At 44.0% G+C, this 17,184-nt stretch carries 13 protein-coding genes; 3 read left to right on the forward strand and 10 right to left on the reverse strand.

Translation table 11 applies throughout. The features are described from left to right. Positions 1–99: 99 nt before the first annotated feature. The 4 genes from cas2 to cas9 are packed head-to-tail and all read right to left on the reverse strand — an operon-like array spanning position 100 to position 6,242. Positions 100–438: a CRISPR-associated endonuclease Cas2 gene (gene cas2 / locus BLS44_RS15685; RefSeq protein ID WP_090391174.1), complete on the reverse strand. Its 339-nt coding sequence runs from the start codon at positions 436–438 to the stop codon at positions 100–102. Between the two features lie 2 nt (positions 439–440). Then, on the reverse strand, positions 441–1,349 hold the full coding sequence (cas1, locus tag BLS44_RS15690) for a type II CRISPR-associated endonuclease Cas1 (RefSeq protein WP_090391175.1): 909 nt from the start codon (positions 1,347–1,349) through the stop codon (positions 441–443). Between the two features lie 5 nt (positions 1,350–1,354). Further along, positions 1,355–1,951, reverse strand: a complete 597-nt coding sequence (locus tag BLS44_RS15695; protein WP_090391176.1) for a transposase — start codon at positions 1,949–1,951, stop codon at positions 1,355–1,357. Positions 1,952–1,961: 10 nt separating this feature from the next. Further along, positions 1,962–6,242, reverse strand: a complete 4,281-nt coding sequence (gene cas9, locus BLS44_RS15700; protein ID WP_090391177.1) for a type II CRISPR RNA-guided endonuclease Cas9 — start codon at positions 6,240–6,242, stop codon at positions 1,962–1,964. Between the two features lie 773 nt (positions 6,243–7,015). Between cas9 and BLS44_RS15705 the strand changes: the two genes are divergently transcribed. Then, positions 7,016–7,555 carry a hypothetical protein gene (locus BLS44_RS15705; protein ID WP_143019801.1) on the forward strand — a complete coding sequence of 180 codons (540 nt, stop codon included), beginning with the start codon at positions 7,016–7,018 and terminating at the stop codon, positions 7,553–7,555. 82 nt (positions 7,556–7,637) lie between these two features. Here BLS44_RS15705 and BLS44_RS15710 read toward each other — a convergent pair whose 3' ends face one another. Further along, a complete protein-coding gene (locus BLS44_RS15710; protein WP_090391179.1) occupies positions 7,638–8,642 on the reverse strand; it encodes an AraC family transcriptional regulator in 1,005 nt (334 codons plus the stop codon). Between the two features lie 85 nt (positions 8,643–8,727). Between BLS44_RS15710 and BLS44_RS15715 the strand changes: the two genes are divergently transcribed. Both BLS44_RS15715 and BLS44_RS15720 read left to right on the forward strand, forming a co-directional pair. Next, positions 8,728–9,345, forward strand: a complete 618-nt coding sequence (locus BLS44_RS15715; protein ID WP_245729234.1) for a hypothetical protein — start codon at positions 8,728–8,730, stop codon at positions 9,343–9,345. A gap of 146 nt (positions 9,346–9,491) precedes the next feature. Next, the gene (locus BLS44_RS15720) at positions 9,492–9,911 is read left to right on the forward strand and encodes a hypothetical protein (RefSeq protein WP_090391180.1); all 420 of its coding nucleotides are present in this window, start codon (positions 9,492–9,494) and stop codon (positions 9,909–9,911) included. A gap of 141 nt (positions 9,912–10,052) precedes the next feature. On the opposite strand, the gene BLS44_RS15725 is transcribed toward BLS44_RS15720, so the two are convergent. From BLS44_RS15725 to BLS44_RS15745, 5 genes are all read right to left on the reverse strand, one after another. After that, positions 10,053–11,960 carry a S9 family peptidase gene (locus tag BLS44_RS15725; RefSeq protein WP_090391181.1) on the reverse strand — a complete coding sequence of 636 codons (1,908 nt, stop codon included), beginning with the start codon at positions 11,958–11,960 and terminating at the stop codon, positions 10,053–10,055. 377 nt (positions 11,961–12,337) lie between these two features. Next, a complete protein-coding gene (locus BLS44_RS15730) occupies positions 12,338–12,715 on the reverse strand; it encodes a hypothetical protein (protein ID WP_143019802.1) in 378 nt (125 codons plus the stop codon). Positions 12,716–12,819: 104 nt separating this feature from the next. Further along, on the reverse strand, positions 12,820–13,239 hold the full coding sequence (locus BLS44_RS15735) for an RHS repeat-associated core domain-containing protein (protein ID WP_218127764.1): 420 nt from the start codon (positions 13,237–13,239) through the stop codon (positions 12,820–12,822). Positions 13,240–13,400: 161 nt separating this feature from the next. Further along, positions 13,401–13,769 (reverse strand): hypothetical protein, encoded by a 369-nt coding sequence (locus BLS44_RS15740; protein WP_143019803.1) that lies wholly within the window; start codon positions 13,767–13,769, stop codon positions 13,401–13,403. Positions 13,770–13,779: 10 nt separating this feature from the next. Continuing rightward, positions 13,780–17,178, reverse strand: a complete 3,399-nt coding sequence (locus tag BLS44_RS15745) for a DUF6443 domain-containing protein (RefSeq protein ID WP_090391185.1) — start codon at positions 17,176–17,178, stop codon at positions 13,780–13,782. Positions 17,179–17,184 lie beyond the last annotated feature (6 nt).

A 17,184-nucleotide genomic window follows, 5' to 3' on the forward strand; every position in this document is an offset into this window, starting at 1 on the left:
CCCGCAACAGTAAAGGATTTCAGGTTGTCAACAGGATAAAAAAACGGGGAAATTCCCCGTTTTTTTATTGCTATTTTGTCAATATGCTCCTTTCTGTATTCAGAATAGCTCCAATTGCTGAGCCGGCACCGGCGATTCTGTTGCTTCCCTGCCATTAAAGATCTCCATTTGCCCGAACTGCTTGTCAGTAATACAGATGATGCCGATATGCCCCTTTTCCGGCAGGATCTTTTTTACCCGTTGTACATGCACCTCAGCGTTCTCCCGGCTCATGCAATGACGGATATACATGCTGAACTGGAACATAGTAAACCCATCGTCCAGGATCCGCTTCCGGAATTTCGCATAGCGCTTCCGCTCGATCTTTGTTTCCGTAGGCATGTCGAACATCACAATCACCCACATAATCCGGTAAGCATTTAACCGTTCAAAATTCATTTTTAAACAAATGAAGGAGGCAATACAGGATACAGCAGCTTACGGCTGGCGCCTTCAAAACATTTGGCCAAACTGGCAGTTGTCCGCTGTACCGCATTCATCAAAGGGCTTTTTTCATCGCCGATGAGCACGTCCATTGCCGGGATACTCAGCAATTGCTGCTTCATGAACGGTGTCATCTCAAGAAACTTTCCATTGCCCCTTACTATATCATACACCAGTTTGTCCACATATGGCCGGTAGGGCTCCATGATATCATCCGCCAGGCAATAAGCATTATACTGGTTGCGGTGAAAAATGCCCAGGGTGGGCAATAACCCGCTGCCCACTAAATTTCTTGCCACAATGGCACGCAGCACTGCATAGCCATAATTTAATAAATTGTTGGGAGGCTCCCCCTCCCGGAACCGTTTAAACCCCGGGAACAGCGGAAACACATTCTTCCAGTAGTAATTAGCAGCCTGCGCTTCGCAGTTATCACTATCGCCGCTTTTTACCCGGGCAGCCAGGTTCAGTAAGGTTTTATTGGGTATCCTGTACATGGCCAGCAGGTTCGCCTGGTTTTGTATCTTAGCGGTTACAGTCTGCTGCCACAACTGCTTCTTTAACGGTATGGATGCATCTACCTGTAATTGAAAACGCTGGCTTTGCAGGGTATGCCCGTCCAGGTTCAGCATAAGGCCGGTAGGCAGGTGGATATCATCGCAGGTGATCAGCGCCACATTGTTGGCCAGCAGCTTGGCAATAACGCTGTGTGTGATGGTGATCTGCTGGTGATCTAAGATCAACACCCCTATATCTTCGATAGCAGCGGTTTTCGTTTCGCCGGTATCGGCCAGCTCTACCAACAACTGCCCGTTTTTGGTTTTAAGGTAAGCAGGGTTACCGAAGTACAGAGTGCGTTTGATCATATCGCTTAAATTAAGTCGTTCTCCAGTTTCGTATATTCCTCAAAATAGATTTGCTTGTTTTGATGCGAAATATTGTATTGTTCGAAATTCGTAAATAGCTGTTTTGCTAAATCCGGATAGGCATCGGGGAACGTTTTCAAGGAAGTCCAGAACCAGCTGTTCATTTCTTTTACGAACCCATGTTTAACGGGATTGAGATGAATATACAGAATCAAACTACGCAAGTAAGCCTCATCTGTCACCTCCTTTCTTTTAAAATTCTTTATAAATAAAGAGCCACGCCTCTTATAAACTTTATTAAACGATTGCGTATAGCTGCTGAAGAAATTAGAAAACTGTTTACTTAAAAAAGCGCTGCGCTGCTCAAACTTTTCTAAAGTTTGGAACTTCAGAAAAGTTGACGCTACCGCTTCTTCGCTTTTTATTTTAACCAGCAGATGAAAATGGTTCGGCATCAGGCACCAGGCAATCGTTTCAACGACCGGATCAAGATGCTGGTGGTATTTCTTTAAAAAGAAATTGTAATTCTCCGCCTCACGAAACAGGTTATCATCACCATTGGCGTGATTATAAATATGGTAATATGTTTCAAAATGGAGCACGTTTTTTCTTTTAATATTCTCCTACGCTTACAATCTCTCCTATATGATTGATACGAACTTTGACTATATCTTCTAGAGAACCAGTGCTCCGAAAATGTTTATACGTGTATCCAAATAGTTTTTTATTTTCTTCAACTGTTGTTTCAAAATGATGTCTAAACATATAATTCTTAGTTGCCAACTTCTGCACTCTAAACAAGTTGGGGCTAATTCGTTTTCGGTTTTTCAAATCCAACAAGTCAATTTCCTTCGGATTGAAACCGGTCTTTTCATCCGGAAAAACAAACATTTCATTTTGCTTCATTGTGAACAGGAACTGCCAGCCTATCCCTTTGTTATACTCCTTATCAATTACCGCCTCACCGGCATTTACTAATTGTACGGCGTCAAATAACGAAACAACCCTTTCCTGTAAATTCCCCTCCACATCCCGATAAATCGCTACATGGTGATTATTACCGGTACTTACAAAAGAGCTTGGTATCTGCTTTCCGTTTTCGTCTAAAATATCCTTACCGAGATGATCTTGTTTATGATGCAATGGTGCGGCATTTTTAACACCGCTGATAGTCACCCGTCTTATAGCGATTCCTTTAGCCTCATTCTGCCAGATAGGTTTTTTATCTAAATCGGAAAAAGCTTTCTTTGGATCATCACCAAAATCAGCAAGGCGTTTTAATAGTATCTTTTTTACTCCCTCATCCAAAACCTTCTCGATGGCTTTTACATCCTTCAGATTTTCAGGCGTTATATCTTTGCGAATGGAATAATCATATTCCTGCCACTGCAATAACACTTTTTCAGGTAAAAATCCTCCTTGAACTTCATCAATGTAAATCGGATTTTTGCTTAAAGCGTTTTTACCCCCGAAAGCCTTTTGAGGATCATTTTCATTTGCAACAAGTCGCTCCAGCAAAAGTTTCCTATACTGCGGATTCACAACCATTCTTATTATACCTTCATTAAACTTTGTCCCTATTTTTTCTTCTTTACTTTCATAATAACGATACCGGCCATAAACGGTCTCTTTATGCAATTGCCCTCGTGGAGTAAGCTCTGTTTTTATTTTTTCTCCCCTGGCAGTCTTTATTTTATTCTTGTTTTTGGTAAACACTTTATTCTTGGCCTTATGAGAAATCAGCACGTTTTCCAAATGCTCCTTTACCACTTCCCGAAAGTTGAGCATTGGGGCCTTAAATTTTCTTTTCCGGTTTCCAAGATCATCATAAACAAGATCCGTTTCTTTTTCCTCAATCTTACTAACAACCGGGTGCCATTTATCTACCTCATCTTTACGCGCATTCAGGTGATTTAAATATTGAATGTGACTATGCCGTGTAAAAGCGATGGTTAAAGCATCCATAGCATGATGTCGATGATCATTTCGCTTAGTCCAGTCGGTGATGCGTTCCTTTTGGCCACCATCCTTTTTTTCGATCATTTCTGTCAAGCCTAATGTCCTGAATTTTGACAAATTAATTTCCTGCATCACGTTTACCAAATCCCAGTCCTCACGCAACCTTGCTGTAATTTCGCCGCTGGTAGAAACTACGCTACGACATATTGCGTAAAGCATGTGCTTTGCTTTCTTAGCAATGTATTGGCTCTCCCGAAGGTCTCTTTCGATAAAGCCATCTCCAATATCAATAAGACGTTTTTGCAATTTCTGAAACTTTGCCTTGCTAATACCTTCTTCTTTATTTTTCTTTCCCAATTCAAACAAGCTGCTTATCCGGGAAATATACTCTTCCAATGCTCGTTCTCCGTATTTACCAAGCAGATAGTCATAGGCCGTTTTGTTTCCCTTATCCTGGTTATCTTTTCTGAACACAACTGTCTTATTAGAAAAGCTATCATCAAACAAACTCATTTGCGGAATAATATGGTCCACATCAATCTGTTTACTGAACAGGATGTCGGGTGAAATGTATGTGTTAGTATATAAATCTTTATACCCGTTATTCTTTAGTTCTTCGTATAGTTTGTAGCGGATAATATCGTTTCGGGATGGGTTGGGTACTCCAAATTTCGTTTGCAGTATCTTAATAATTTTTTCATGCAGTTGCTTTGCCGCATTAATATTAGTGGTCATCTCTGCACGCTCCCTGGCATTCTTTTTCAGTTCACGGGCCAGCTCAATTCTTATTTCATCAAAATGGAAATCTTCGGATACGCCCTGGGCTTTTCGCTTCGTATTTTCATCATCAATCAGGGTATTGACCACGTTAATCATTTGATTGAGGATTTTCTCTACCACCGGGCTGCGGAGTTCATTCTTCTTCAATAAATTCAACCGCTTTTGTAAAGGGCGGGTAGCTATTTCTTCTTTTGTGAGTGCAGAAGCCGAATGCCTGTACCCGGCTTCTGCGCATGCTTTATCATAAGTAAGCTCTTTAATAAACGGATAAATCCTCCGGATTGCTTTGCTGCTCAGGCCGCCATAATCATCACTGAAAGCAACATTCACTAAAATCTTTGTGTGTTCCGGCTTAAAACCCAACTTTTCACATAGTTTTTTCTTTAATCCAATATTATCGCGCCCATAGGTGAAAATATCTTCCTGTACATGTTTTTTATTATCATCCTCTGCTGAATACAGTAAATGCCATAATTGGTATGCAGGCTGCTGTTCAAATGCTTTCCCATCTGCTTCTGCGTCAAAATCCAGAACAGTGCTATCAATACCCAAAACCTCAAAAACAGCATGCACCATTTGTTTGATTTCTAATGCAGGCTTTTCTATTTTGGAAACATCAATATCATCACTACTACTCAGCTTCAGTAAATTTTCGTCATACCCTTCCAGCTCTAAAATCTTCAGATAAGCATCGTACAAAGACTTATTGGTACGGTTTCCTTCCAGTGTATGATAATTGGCTTCCCAATCCTTCGTTTTATAACCCAGCATTTTTATAGCTTCACTTGCCAACAGGTTCCCCTTGATATTAAGCTCGTCAAATAACTGCTGTTTAGCAGTTATATCCGGCACAAACACTTCTTTGGTATTTTTGTTGCGAAACTCCAGGTTATTTAATACCTGCCATATTTTAAACTCCTGGAACAATGGCGACGATTTAGGTGCAACCCGCAAGCCTATCCGCTGCTTTATCTTTCGCCCGTTCTTTTCAACTTCTGTTTCTTTACTCTCAAATTCACAAAAGCTGATGAGCCCCTTTTGTGACTTCAATTTTCGTTGATAAAAAATAATAACGTCACGAATTTTTTCTTTTAATTCGGGTGTCAGTTCCGGATGAAACCTTGCCTGCGTTTCCCAAATTGTTTCAAACTCGTCCAGGTAATCCTGGCGGTAAAACACCTGGCCCTTCAGACGTGTATGAGGGTTTTCTTTCAGTTGCCCATATAAATACTGTCCGACCGTCTGTTTGTTAAAAAACAACTCTTTGCTCCTGTCAGAAATAGCGCCCAGGTAACCACTGGATTTGTTAAGATCATTGTTGATTTCAGTAATCATATATGCCACTTCCTCTTTTACCAATTGCTTTTGCACAGCTTCGCTACGCCATTGATAGGCTTTCAGTTTTTTCTCCTCCCTGCCGCCTTTATTTTCTGCCGTGTTAAAACCGTATTGTCCCCAAAATGCAGCGGATGTTGCTCTTTGCCCTTTTCCTTCTAAATGCTTTTTAAACTCTTCGGTTAATATGTCGGGGTAAAATTGCCTTTGAAAGTTCCACACTTTATCCAGTTCGGCATTCAAATCGGACCGGTAAAAATCGGGCAGGTATTTTTTACCTTCTTTTAATAACTGGTAAGAAAGCTGGCCGGGTGTCAGGCATTCTTCATACAGCCTTCTTGCTACAGCCATCCCATCAATCAGCTGGCCCTCCTCTTCATTCTTAGCTTTTCTACTGCTTTTATAACCCCGCTTTTTATTAATAGTCAAAAGCACTCGCGCAAAGATGTCCAATGGGATTTCCGCTGTCGCAGCCAATGCTCTTGATGCATAAGTAGCATGGGTTGTATTTTTGCCGTCTTCAGCAAGTTTTGTATCTGCTGCAATAATATGATGCTCTTGCAGCACCTTGATTAAGTGATTCCGTCGAAGCTGGTAACGATCCAGGTTACGGCGCATGCCTCTTTTGAGGGTTCTGTCAGCATTTACAGAAACGGGCTTACCCTTTTCAAAATTGGTTTGTTCATCCGTGGTCAGGGGATTCACTCGAACACCAATCAACTCAACAGCAGAGTTCTGATAATGATCATCTTCAACTACTTTGGCAAAGCCGATTGAAGTTGTGCCTAAATCTAATCCTAAAATATTCTTTGCTGGCATAAACAATTATTTTTCAATCAAATATATGAATAATTTTTATAACGAACCCATACTACTCAATCTTTAAATTCACTATCTTTGTATTTAGGGGTTGGTTTCATATTATTCATTAGCCATTTTGTGAGTAGTATGTTGTGAATTGCTTAACTGCCAACCCCTATTTTTTAATGAATAAAAATTAAGTACATTTTCAATTACTAACCTTCTATACTCTAAGCACTGCCCCTTGAATTTACTTAGTTTGGTTTTCTAAAATAATAAATATCTATTGCTAAATTTACGGATTCCCGTATTTAGTCAAATAAGATTCATTTATATTTGCTTCTGAAAGCAATTCACAATAAGGATGATTCCGTTGTGAAAACATTTAGCGCCTCGCCTATCTGCGGGGCATTTTTGTGTCTAAGAACCCAGGTCTGTTTGAAAAAAAGGCATAACACCACTCTTTAAGACAGAAACCAATGACTGAGGATCCTGTTGTGTTACCATTTAAAAGAAGCCTGCAAAAAACAGGAGCCACCCTTTACTGCTATCCTAAAAAAATTTCAGCGGCCGGCCTTCTTTTAGTGCCTTTAAAACAGCAATCATTAACGCTTCTTTACCAGCATATGGAATGAAAACACTTTTTGACCTTTCCAAATATGCGCGCCCCGATAATAAGATCTGTTGCAGACATGCATTTGTAGACATTTAAAAAATCTACAATAGTATTGTCTACAACCGCCGGCGGTTTTTTGTCGCGGTGCGCAAACCCGAAATATAAAGCAACTACCATGATGGACCATTTTATGAAAGGAGCCGGATTTACGATCCGCGAACTGGCAGTCATCCTGGGATTTTCACATAGTTTAACCGGGCATCATCTTAAAGGGAATCGCTCCTTGCCTACGGATGCATTTTTACGGTTTGCGCAGCTAAGAAGCGACTGGCTGGCATTTTGCAAAAGCAATCGCAAAGAGGCAGTTCCGGTTACTGCTGCCCGCCGTGGGATAAAACAGCAGGTCGCTGTTTTCCTGGAAAACGAGGCATCGGCTGCCAGCTTTGAGGTAGCCCGGCTGAGCCGTTTGTTGGAACAGCAACAGAAACGGTACCAGGTACTGGAGGCCAAACTCCGGTTTATCCTTTTACCGGGGAAGCGTTACACGGATGAGGGACGGAGCCTCTTCCTGAAAATCCGGGAAAATGAACTCCTCCAATCGATGGAGTATTGTTGCCCTGAAAAACAGGAAATTGTGCGCTACCGCCTGGCCCTGGTAAAACAACGGGAACAGGTAGCACGAAAAGCATCCGCATCAATAAGAAAAGATAATTAAACCCTGGTACCAATATCACCCCAAAAACCGCCGCCCCTCTGCGCCTGAAGAGTACCTGAAGTACGACCCGTGAGCCGGGGTACTATGCAACCTGCCCCTTCCTTACCGCCCGCGGTGTTGTGTTGGTCCAGGATTTAAAGGCCTTCCTGAATGCGGTAAGATCTGAGTAACCCAGGATATCGGAGATCTCCGAGAGCTTGATGGCGGGGTTTTGCAGGAGCTGAAAAGCCATTTCCTTCCGGATGTCACCGGCAACGGCACGGAAGCTGGTTTGCTCCTGCAGCAGCCTGCGCTGCAGGTTGCGGACGGTCATGTTCAATGCGGCAGCGGCTTCTTCAATTGCGGGGATGCGTCCTTTGAACTGCATAAACAATACCTGCTTTAAATTGGCTGCCGTACTGCCGGCAGCCAGCAGCGCCTGCTTGTCTGCGAGGATAGAGCTGAAGAGCCGGAACATGGACTGATCGCTGGTGAGTACTGCGGAGGATATGGTTTCCCTGCTCAGCACGATGCGGTTGGCTTCTTTATTGAAAAACACATCACAGCCAAAAAAATCCCGGTATGCCGAGATCTCCCGCATTTCGTAAGCCAGCTCTACCCGCAGCGGAACAATACGCCTGCCGGACAGGGTGCTGCCTGTATTGATGGTGGCTGCCATCAGAAAATCGTTGGCATGCCGCGCAGGCTCCGGGTGCTTTGTAAGCCACATCTTATTGGGCGCTATTTCAAGAACGGCCACATCTGCTACCGTATACCGGTATTCTACCATCGGGGATATCATCGGACCATACCGGCACAGCAGCTGCAGCGCCTGGTCAAGATCCCTGCTGCTCTGGATCAGGAAGCCTACCATCCCGTGGAGCAGCTTGTTTACGCTCATGCCCACATGCAGCCCGATGACCGGATCGCCGGACAACTTTAAAAGCGGCACCCAGATAAGGGCCGCCTTCTCCCACTCTACCATATTTTCCGAGTCACTTATTTCCCGGGGGCTGATGCCCGACATCCGGCAAACAGTATCAAAGGCAGCTCCCATTGAAGCAGCCGTCTGGAAAATAGTGCGGATAACCGTTCCCTGTAAAGCCATGGCGTAAAATATATCATTTCAGGCGGCAAATATCCCTTTCCTCCCCTCCAGAATGGTGGTTCTTTGCCCTACTAAATACAAATTTATGAAATCAGGTAAAAACATGTTTTTAAAAAAGTGGGTACGGGGCAATATGACCATTTATCCCGGCGCACTGGGCTTTTTACATCCCCTTATTGCGCACGGGCTTACCGGCGATCACGACCAGCGGCTTAGCCCCCCGCAGTTCATTATGCATACCCTTTCCCTGTTTGCCTTCGTTCTCGTTCTTGTAAACGTACAGAACAGTATCTTCCGGGTAGCGGACAACCGCAGGCGCCTGGCCGGCATCTGGCCGTTCCTGTTCTTTAGCCCCTGGGTGTTCTGGCTGGGTTACTATACCCTGTATGTGCCCTTCGACATCCTGTTCCTCTTCCTCTCTATCGGCATCATCAACGCCCTGCAATTAAAACCGCTGGTCCGGTCGCCCAGGAAATGGGTAGTACAATGCATACTGGTCTATGTAATGGCGGCAGCAGCGGGTATTGTTACAGGACTGGGAGCCTACCTGCGTTACTATAAACACTGGCAGGGAATTACCAGGGATATGGCTACCTGGTTATCCATCAGCATTCCTGCCGGGCTTGTTGTTGCCTACGGTCTGCAATACATTCTAAAAGCCCAGGTCCTCCTCCCGGAGGATCCGTTGCAAAAACCGTCATAGCCGGGGTTAGGATAGGTACCGCCAGTGGGAAAAGCAGGTATTACTGCCCCCCAAATGGTCCGGCAGAACGGGAATGCCCTGCCGGACCATGCCAATCCCAATAGCGGGAAAATAACCGTATCTTTACGCTAAAACCGGCTTTCCTTATGACTGTAGACGACCTGATCAACAATGCGCTAAAAACGCATGGCGGGCTGCTGGATGTGTCCCGTTTCTATGCTTTGACCGGGAATATCCATACCCGGGAACTTTTTGTTCTAAACCTCCAGGATTTTTTTACCAGCAACCTGGAGCATTTCCGTAACGAGCGGGATACCTGCACGATCCTTCTTGGCGGTTATACCTCGGAGCAAGCAGCCCGCAATACTATAAAAAAAGCGGAGGAAGACCAGTTCTTTGGCGAAGGGTTGGTGGTTGCCCGCGAATGGTACATGCTGGTGGGCAATATCAGGGAAAACCGGCTATTTACCCAGCCTTTAAAAGACTACTATATGCGATGCCTGGAACAGTTCCTTTACAGGTCCCATTCCGGTGACGTAGCCATCGGTATATTTGATACCAGGTAAGCGGCCGAAGACGCCATCGGGCTGATCCGGCATGCGATCCCGGGCTGGGATGATGATGATGCCGGCTGAACGGGAACCTCCCTGCCATCCCCTTCCATACCCCGCGCTTATTGCTATTGCAGGATCCGCCCCTGGCCCGCGCTATTTTTTCGGTTTTAAGTGTTTATTTAAAAATTGTTCCATAGCGCCATAAAAATCATATTGATTGTCCTGGTTATGAAAACCATGTCCCTCGTCTGCTTTTACCATATATTCCACTTCTATTCCCCGCTTTTTTAATGCAGCCACCATCTGGTCGCTCTCCGCTTTGTTAACCCTGGGGTCGTTTGCTCCCTGCGCAATGAACAGGGGTGCCCGGATCTTATCCACATGTAAGACCGGCGATGCCGATGCCAGCAACACGCTGTCTTTTTTGGGGTCGCCCACCATTTCATGAAACTGGTCCAGGTAGGGTTTCCAATAGGGCGGTATGGTATTCAAAAATGTGAACAGGTTACTTACGCCAACGTAGTCAACAGCCGCCGCGTACAGGTCGGGCGTAAACGTGATCCCCGCAAGGGTTGCATAGCCGCCGTAGCTGCCCCCGTAAATAGCGATCCGTTTTGGATCGGCGATGCCTTGCTTTTTCAGCCATTCCACGCCATCAGTTATATCATCCTGCATTTGTTTGCCCCATTGCTTAAAACTGGCTTCCCAGAACTTTTTCCCGTAGCCGGTGCTGCCCCTGTAATTCATTTGTAAAACGGCATAACCCCGGTTGGCCAGAAATTGTGTTTCAGGGTTGTAGTACCAGCCATCCCGGGCCCAGGGGCCGCCATGCGGATTTATCACAACAGGTAATCCTTTGGGATCCAGACCCAGCGGAAGCGTCAGGTAGCCATGGATCACCAGCCCGTCCCGGGACTGGTAGGTAATGGGTTTTACAAAACTCATTTGTTTTTCCTCGATCCAGGGATAGGGATTGGCCACTTCGTTAATGGCCCTGGTACCAAAATCATAAATATAATATTTCACAGGTGCCCGGTCATTGCTGATGGCAACAATGGCCTTTGAACGGGCATCGTCATAACTTACGATTTCTGTTTCATACCCCTCAAATTTTTTGTCCAGGCCGCTTTGGATGGCTCCCCACTCCGCGTCAAAGAAATGTTGCTTCTGTTTTTCGGCAACCCAGTAAACGGAGGTCAGCGATTGTTTTTTCCGGTCATATTTGATAGAACCTAAATCATAGTTATTGTCTGCATACAATTCCTTTATATCCTTTTTGGTTACCGGATCGTACTCAACCAGTACCACCTTATCCCTGCCAATATTGCTAAGCGCGTAAAGGATCTTATTATCCCTGTCAAAAGAAGCCGGTGTAAAAAGGTCTTTAAACGAAGTAGTCAGCAGCGGTGTAAAGGGATCCTTATCCGAGTTGCGGTAATTCCAGGTAATGTTTACGCCGTCCGTTTTTGAGGCCAGGCGGATCACCCCGTTGTTATCCGTAACCCAGCTATCATAGTTTTCTTTATTGTCGTAAAGCAGGGTAAGGGCGCCTGTTTCAATATTCAAAAGATAGGGATCAAAGTATTCCTTTACCCTTTTATTAATTTGTACGATCAGCTCCTTTTCCTTTCCGCTGATGTCGAGTAAGGCATCAATGATATCGCTTCTTACACCGGGAAAGGGCGTTAACGCTTTTAGATCTGTACCATCTGTCTTAACGGAAAAGAGCTGAAAGTTCTCATCGCCGCCTATATCCTGGGCATATACGATCCGGTCTCCTTTCCAGAAATAACCACCGATGCTCCGCAACGTGTCATTGGTAACCCGGATAGCTGTGCTGTCGCTCACTTTCTGAACAAAAATATTGGTCTTCCCCTTATAATCCGCGCGATAACTGAAATAGTGGCCATCGGGGGAGATCCGGAAAGTACTTTTCTCCCCGTTCCTGAAAAAGGTCTTCATGTCGATCAGGGGCGCGGGTTTTTCTTTCGCATCATGTTTACAGGAAAATAAAAGCGCTGTTGCAGCAATAAAAACGGCGAAAATGGAATATCTGGTCATATTTTAACTTTATAGGATTGGTATAAAAAAATGCGGCTCCGGCTCCCGCAGATAACGCAGCAAAAAGGCACCAGGATACAGCGGCGGACTGTGTACAGTTGGGGATTGCATCGTTCTGCTCATTAAGTTTGGTCATCTAAATATACGAAAGATCCCGGTATTCAGGCGCGAACAGGCCCCCAAACATTTTTGCGGCTTTCCCGCTCCCGGAAAACTGTGGAACTCGACAAGTCCCTTTTAGATAAGGTCGTTTCTATTCAAAAACTCCATGATGAAGATAAAACCTGTATCATGTATTCCATTGACGGGTTAATTCAACATGCTAAAACAAGATCAGCCTATAAATAATAAAGCCCGGTCATTACCGGGCTTTATTATTATCTATTCTGTAATTTGACTTTTATTTGAAGACTATCCATGTTTTTATAAAAGGTAATAGAATCTACGAAGTCAAACAAATTAACATTACCCTTAACTCCTTCAACCATATCACTGGGTTTTAAATTACCAAAATCCATTTTAGAAGCATCAAGATATAACGTGTTGTCTGCTGTAGGGTTGCTTACCGCTCCAGGATGTGCTTTAGCCCATGCAACACCTTCATTAATTGTCACAAACCCATCATAATCCGGCCTATTCTTCAAGTTCGCATAATCGTTCCCGCATTTTAGTGCTGCCTCCTTGCTAGAAAACCCATAATTTGGATCATCCCCATCTCTATATGTACTATTTCGTTCCGCATCTTCTCTCGACATGCCTTGAACGAAGTTTTCCTTTTTCATCACAACCGCCCCTCCCTGTAAACCATCTTCATTCGATACTTGAAACCGCAGTAGGTGTACCGACTACCGCCTTAACATCAACTTCTATTGTAATCAACAGTACGAGCATATCCAATCGAATTATCTTTTTCCTTGTAGGTGATATAATCTGTTTCGTTCCCCCCTTTTGTCTCTGTTTGTACAGTCGTCGTCGTTCCTGTTGACTTGTCGTAGATGATGTCATACTCATTCACAGGAGCCATCCCATCCGGATCTGTAAACTTAATTGGGTTATTAAACGCAAAATTATAAGGAGACCACCGACGCATGGTTTCACTGCCGGGATCTAAGACATGCCATCTTCCGATCTGCGGATCATAGAACCTTGCCTCAAAATCAAACTGCCCTAACCCCAACTCGTCCTGTAGCTCTTTGCCATTATACAGGTACTTATTAGGTACACCTAAATAGCGTTGGATTGCCAGCCCAAAAGGATAATAATCCGTCTGTTGCAGCACCGTTCCCGCTTTATTAAATACCACCCTGGTGTTCCTCAAATGATCGTACTCTACATATTTTTTTATCCGGTTTCCCGTTACTGCTAAGGGCCCCTGCCAGGTAGGAGATCAAAAATCAAAGAACTTTCTACCCACAAAATAAAACATTTTTCAATCTGTCATTATTTTGGCTGCTCTATTTGTGTATAGCTCACATTTTTACACTTGATTTTGAAATCAGAATTTTCATTTTCAAATAACTCTGAACCAGCATATATTAAAGGAAAAAAATCAAAGGTAATAATACCATTATTATCAGCTATAAGTGCAGCATTTATTAGAGTACTGCTTTGATTTTCAACTTCAAAAAACTGAACTAATTTTACATCTGTAAAAATAAGTTTAATTGTTTCAAATTGATGACCATTCATGTTATTCATGCATCTGATCACAACCTCTAAAGTTCTTGTAGCATCATTCGGATGATATTCGATTCCTATAATTAAGGCATCAGAAAATTTTTCGTACTTGTTTATTATTTCAGCTAACATATCTGCATTATTATTGACCTATAGGAGTTGAATACCGTACGCCTTTAGGAATTTTAAAATAATTCAAAGGAACCTGTTCCCACGGCATATGGCTCATATGCCCACTTCCCAAATTACCCGGTATGCTCATATTGTGACCATGCCCTGAAGAAAAAATTTTGTTATGTCTTCCAAAGTCTACCTGGAACATCACCTTTCCTTCTGCATTATATATATAATTTGAAACAGCAAATTTTCCATCGCCGCTTAAATATGTATAAATCGAGTTGGGTGTTGCTCCTGAAGCCCAAGCTTTTTCCGTTCCTGCAAACGTTTTAAATCCCCCATTAGTACTTGTTCCTAATAACCCTGCAGAAGGAAGTAATGTTCCCACCGCCGCTAATCCATCCCCGATTCTTTGATCAGTTGTTGTTGGATTGCCCCATAAATCAGTAACATCAGTTTTGCTATAGCCACCGACGGCAGAGCCTAAGGTAGCTATTCCAACCTTTAGTGAACTTATTCCGCGGGTAACAAAATTATCTGGTATATCAGATGGTTCGGCCGCAGATACAACCGAAAAGTTATCAGCAACATAGCTCGCCTTGCCGCCTTCCTGTAACCATACATTGCCCACTTTATCGCTGCCTGCAATCTTTACATTTCTAAGAACAGTAGTACCGTCCCTTGCAAAATCATCACACCCAGCTTCTATTGCTTGCCTACGAGTTGTTATATTCTTATCATAAGTCCAGTTATTCCCTCTTTTTACCCAATCGGTGCTCTCCATTCCATCCGGATCAATAAACCGTATCGGATTATCAAATGCATAATTGTAAACACTGTGCCGGCGCATCTTCTCCGACAACCGATCTACCACATGCCACCTTCCGATCACCGGATCATAAAACCTTGCCCCATAGTCATATTGTGACAATTCTTCCTGCTTTTCCTTTCCGTTGTAAAGATACTTATTGGGTGTTGATTGAGAACGGCTAATGTCCAATCCAAATGGGTAATAATCCGTCTGTTGCAGCACCGTTCCCCCCTTATTAAATACCACCCTGGTGTTACCCAAATGATCTTTAAGGAAGTACTCATAATTGTAAGTAGTGCCGCTTCTTCGGGCAACACCTTCTGCTGTATGTAAAAGATCTATAACCGGGCTGGGGGCGGCAGAGTTGGCAATATATTCAATACCATCCATATACCACCTTGTTTCTGTCGCCGTTATCTTCTTTAGCTTGTTTCCTGCGGCATCATACACATAGCCAACAGACGCTGCCCCGGTAACCGTTCCCGGTAAATTTAATGCATTATAAACAATTGTCAAAGGGTTTGTCCCCGTCACGGATGCCACGCTTCCATTACCATTGTAAGTATAGCCCCTGGTATAACCGCCACTTACACTCTGCAGCTGGTTACCTTGGGCACCGTAATTATAGGTAATGGAGGTAGCGCTATTTTGGGGCCGGGTGAGCGCCGTTATATTGCCCATTTTATCATAGGTGATCCCCTGTTCATTATACCCTTCGTCGCTGGTACCGCTGGTAATACGGTTGGCACGGTCGTAAACATACGTATACGTTCGCTGGGTTTGGGGACCGGGGCCGCTTTTCCAAAGCTGCTGGCCAATATTGCCATTATACTGTTTATTAACGGCAGCCGCAGCACTGTCATACTTCAGTTCCAGTGTAAATAATGAGGAGGACTGATTTCTGATCCAGCCACGGGCGTTGTAGGCTGTATTAATTGCCTGGTTGCCAATTTTTTTCTGCTCCAGCTGTCCCAGTGGGTTATAGGCATAGGCAATCGTATCCGGAGCCTGGGTGTTTATCTTTTCTATGGTGTTCAGGATTCTTCCCGCATGATCATACTGATTGATTGTTGTAACCGTAACTACCGGGGCAGTTGTATTGCCATTGGCATAATGTTTACGGGTAGTACTGGTTACCTCTCCTGCAAAGTTGCGGGTATTGCTGGTTACATCTGCCCCGTTAAGCAAGTGCTGCTTCACGATCCTGGTTACCCTTTCTTTGGCATCATAATAGGTAGCAACGTATAAATATGTTGCGCTATCCAACACATTGGTAACGGTGATCGTTGGAAATCCCTTTATAGCGCTTACTTCCTCCGGGTTTGTTCCGGTAGGAACATTGAACAAAGAAGCGTATGGGTTTGTATTTACTGTACTGTTTAAAAAACTGTAGTCGTCATAAAAATGCACCACAAACAAAGCAGTTACAACAGTGGGGATAGCGGTATTCGTGTATCCCCAGGATTTGGCATTATCCCGAACCTCGAACAACTTGTTTTGAGTGCCGGCTAATGCTTCCAGAACAGCTCTTTGGGAAGTACTGGCAGTTTCCCCGGTCATGATCAGACGGCCCAGGGTATCATATTTCATAAACCCCCATACATCCCGGGCCCTTTGCATAGAATCCTGGGTAAAAATGGGATAATCCGCCTTATTATAAACGGTATACTCCCATCCTTTCCCGGGGAGCTTTTTTTCAATAACCCGCGATCTTTCGTCATAATGATACGCATAAATGTAATTTAAAAAACCGGTATCACTTTCTGTAAAAACAGTGATCGTTTCCAATGCAGGCGGCACTACATAAGCCAGTTGATTTAAGTCATTATAAATATACTGGGTGACCATGTAAGTGGGCGCGTTTAGTGTATCGCCTCCATCCTGCACTTTTTTACATATCACCAACCCGTCTTTATCCCTGTATTCGATCACCCGGTTACGGTTCTCATCCCAGGTTATATTCTTATACAACTGTCCCGCAGCATAATAACCCGGGCTACTGGCGCCTGTAATTACCAGGCCAGCCGTATTTACCTTCCATCTCTTTACTTCGCCGGCACTATTAAATTCATAGTTATTACGGATCGTATGGCCGCTGCCAATAGTCCAGCTTTGGCCCGGAGCGGCTACTTCTGTAACTCTACCTGTTGGAGACGATTCATAAATTGTTTGAGTATACGGGTTTGGAATAACAGGAATTGATGATGAAGCCTGCTGATAAAACTGGTATTGCTCACTTCCCAGGTATTGGGTGAAGCTAACGGCAGCAGACCGGTATGAGCCAGCCACTCCACCAGCGGCATAGGGCAGGTAATTTTTATCGGGCCTCCCCTGCGCATCATAAGTTAACGGTGTCACAATATCTTTTCCGTCCGGAGCTGCCTGTATAGCTATATTCTGAATATTTCTGCCGAGCCCGTCAATATAAACCACTTCAGCCCGTACATCCGCAGCAGATAGCGCCTGCAGATCTGTCACCGTTTTAACGCCCTCTTTTAAAACAGCACGGGTATATATGAAATTCCGGGTATTGGAAGGTTTTTGCTGCGCCTGAACTCTCATACCAATTAACAGGAGGATATAAACAGGCATTATTTTTATTAACTGCTTCATAGTGAT

Origin of the sequence: Niabella drilacis, from assembly GCF_900101395.1 — a bacterium.
Classification (GTDB): Bacteria; Bacteroidota; Bacteroidia; order Chitinophagales; family Chitinophagaceae; genus Niabella; species Niabella drilacis.